The 3,143-nt window shown below is 68.5% G+C and carries 3 protein-coding genes; 2 read left to right on the top strand and 1 reads right to left on the bottom strand.

All coding sequences use genetic code 11. The features are described 5' to 3' along the window. The first annotated feature begins 245 nt into the window (after nt 1-245). Together VGH85_04595 and serA are read left to right on the top strand one after the other, a co-directional pair. Complete coding sequence (locus tag VGH85_04595; protein HEY2173071.1) at nt 246-1,490, top strand: helix-turn-helix domain-containing protein; 1,245 nt, start codon at nt 246-248, stop codon at nt 1,488-1,490. Between the two features lie 136 nt (nt 1,491-1,626). Beyond that, nucleotides 1,627-2,826, top strand: a complete 1,200-nt coding sequence (gene serA / locus VGH85_04590) for a phosphoglycerate dehydrogenase (GenBank protein ID HEY2173070.1) — start codon at nt 1,627-1,629, stop codon at nt 2,824-2,826. A gap of 5 nt (nt 2,827-2,831) precedes the next feature. Here serA and VGH85_04585 read toward each other — a convergent pair. Then, on the bottom strand, nt 2,832-3,143 hold a 312-nt coding region (locus VGH85_04585; protein HEY2173069.1), incomplete at its 5' end, for a VOC family protein.

Raw genomic sequence — 3,143 nt, 5'->3', positions numbered from 1 at the left:
GCGCGGGCGAGGTAGGCGGCGCAGGTCAGCCCGTTGTGGCCGCCACCGATGACGATGGTGTCGATCGGCCCGGACGACATGACACCCGACTCGTGCTGGACGACCATATGAGCTCCCTCTGCTGCGACACCTGCGTCGTATGCGGTGAGCCATTTCAGCTGTTCAGGGGATAGATGACATCGGCCGGCGGGACAGACTTCCACGGAATGGTTGTCCGATCGGCACAAGTCGACGATCCTGCTCGGGTGACGACGACGAGTCCGGTGCGGCGCGCCTTGGTGAGGCAGCTGGCCGCGCGGTCCACCCGCATCGTCGACTCCCTGACCGCACTGGTCGAGAAGCGGGTCGAGCGCCTCGGCAGCGACGAGGTCGAACATGAGTGGGTGCGTTCGTCGGCGCAGACCAATATCGAGCTGCTCCTGCAGGTCATGGCGCATCCGGACGATCTGGCACGGGTGGAACCGCCCCTCGGGGGAGTCGCGCTGGTCCGCAGGGTCGCTCAGCACGATGTGCCGTTCTACGAGATCGTGCGCGGCTACGAGCTCGCCGAGTGGTACTGGGTGCAGCAGTGCATGCGCGAGCTCGCAACGCTGACCACCGACATCGATGAGCTCGTGTCGGAGACGGCTGAGGTCAGCGGCCTCGTGCGTTCCTACATCGACCTCGTGTGCCGTGGTCTCTCAGCTGAGTACGAGGCCGAGCGGGAACGGTGGCGCCAGCAGGAGGAGTCGGCCCGCGTCGGCCTGGTCGCCGCGCTGCTCCGGGGCACTACGACCGATCTCGCCGAGGCGGAGGCCGGCCTCGGCTACCGGCTCGGGCAACGGCACCTCGCCGCGATCGTCTGGTTCGCCGAACGGGGGGATTCGGGCGAGGAGCTCCTCCGAATCAAGAACGTCGCGACCGAACTGGCCCGGCTGGCTCGATGCCGGAGTCGGCCGTTGGTGGTGGCGCGCGATCACACGACCCTGTGGGTGTGGTTACCCCTGGCCGGCCAGACCCGGGTGGACGTCGCGGCGATCCCCGAGCTGCTCCCCGCGGCCCCCTCCCCGGTTCGGGTCGCCCTCGGTGAACCCGCCAACGGTTTCGACGGATTCATCGCCTCCCATCGCCAAGCCAGCGCCGCTTACGAGGTCGGGTTGGCGGCGAGCGATGACGTGGGCGCGGTTTTCCCGTACCGCGAGGTGTCCAGCCTGGCGCTTCTTTGCGCCGACATCCCCCGCGCCCGCGCCTGGGTCGCCGAAACCCTCGGACAGCTCGCCTCAGAAGGCCGCCGCGAGGAGGAGCTGCGCCGGACGCTGCGGATCTACTCGACGGCGAACTGCAGCGCCACCGCCACGGCACGCCTGATGAACTGTCACAAGAACACGATCCAGTACCGCATCCGCTCCGCCGAGCGGCTGCTCGGCCGCCGCGTCGAGGACGGCAGCCTCGATCTCGGCCTCGCCCTTCTCGCCTGCCGCTGGCTCGGCGAGGCCGTCAGGACTCGCTGAGAGCGAAGGCGCAGCTGCTACCGGCGCGTGTGCCGCGGCACGCCACCGACGCTACTGTCGATAGAGCGCGCAGCTGCAGAGCGCGCGGCTGCGACTCCGCCGCCGCATCGAAACCCGGCCAGATTAGGTTGATCACGTGAAGGTACTTCTGCTGGAAAACATCCACCCGGTCGCGGCAGAGGCGTTCCGGCGGGCGGGCTTCGAGGTCGACGTGCGCTCGACCTCCCTGAGCGAGGACGAGCTCGTCGATGAGCTGCCCGGAGTGTCGTTGCTGGGGATCCGTTCCAACACCAAGGTCACCCCGCGGGCGCTCGAGGCGGGGAAGGATCTGCTGGCGGTGGGGTGCTTCTGCATCGGGACCAACCAGGTGGATCTGGTTGACGCGGCCGATCGCGGTGTTGCGGTCTTCAACGCGCCGTTCTCCAACACCCGCAGCGTCGTCGAGCTGGTGCTGGGTGAGATCGTCGCGTTGGCTCGCCGGCTGCCGGAGAAGACCCAGCGGATGCACGAGGGGATCTGGGACAAGTCGGCGAAGGGCAGCCACGAGGTCCGCGGCCGGACGCTCGGCATCGTCGGCTACGGCAACGTCGGCACCCAGCTGTCCAACGTCGCGGAGGCGGTCGGGCTGCGGGTGATCTTCTACGACACCGCGGACCGGCTGGCCCACGGCAACGCCAGGCAGGTCGGCTCGCTGGACGAGCTACTGGCCGAGGCGGATGTGGTGAGCCTCCACGTCGACGGGCGGCCGGGCAACGCGGGGCTCTTCGGCGCGGAGCAGTTCGCCACGATGAAGCCGGGCGCGGTGTTCATCAACGCCTCCCGCGGCCTGGTCGTCGACGACGCCGCGTTGCGGGACAACATCCTCTCCGGGCATCTGTCCGGCGCCGCGATCGACGTCTTCCCGATCGAGCCGAAGGCGCAGGGCGACCCCTTCGACTCCCCGCTGCGGGGCCTCGACAACGTCATCCTCACCCCCCACGTCGGCGGCTCGACACAAGAGGCGCAGGAGGAGATCGGGCACTTCGTAGCCAACAAGCTGCTCGGCTTCGTCACGACGGGTGGCACCGCACTCTCGGTCAACCTGCCGCAGGTGGTCCTTCCGCAACCCGCGGGCGCATTTCGGATGGGCTACCTGCACCGGAACGTGCCCGGCGTGCTGGCCGGCATCAGTCGGATGCTCGCCGACACCGGGGTCAACGTGGTCGGACAGTCCCTGTCCACCCGAGGTGAACAGGGATACGTCGTCACTGACACCGCCACCGTGTTGACCGACGCCACGCTGGCCGGCCTGCTCCAGTCGCCGAACACCGTCTGGCTGCGGTCCTGGCGACCCTGACCGGGCTATCGGGGTGAGGCCTTCGCAATCAGCACTTCTCCTTCGAGTCCGTCGGGGTCGCGGAAGAAGATGCTGCGGACCGCGCCGAAGTCGTTGACGGTGCCATCACTGGCCGCCTTATCGATCAGCCGCCGCCGGATCGTGGCGAACGCCTCGGGTGAGGCGGCCTGCAGGCCGACGTGATCAATGCGACCCCGCCCCCACATGGGGGTTTGACGCTCGGGTTCGGTGTTGCCCTCGATCACGAAGATGTTCAGCTCGGTGTGTGGGCCGATGCGGATGACGGTCATCGTCTCGTTCCCGTCCTGCCCGTGGGC

The organism is Mycobacteriales bacterium, assembly GCA_036497565.1.
Classification (GTDB): Bacteria; Actinomycetota; Actinomycetes; order Mycobacteriales; family QHCD01; genus DASXJE01.
The sequence above is the reverse complement of the archived record's forward strand: the minus strand, read 5'-3'. Positions and strand labels throughout refer to the sequence as shown.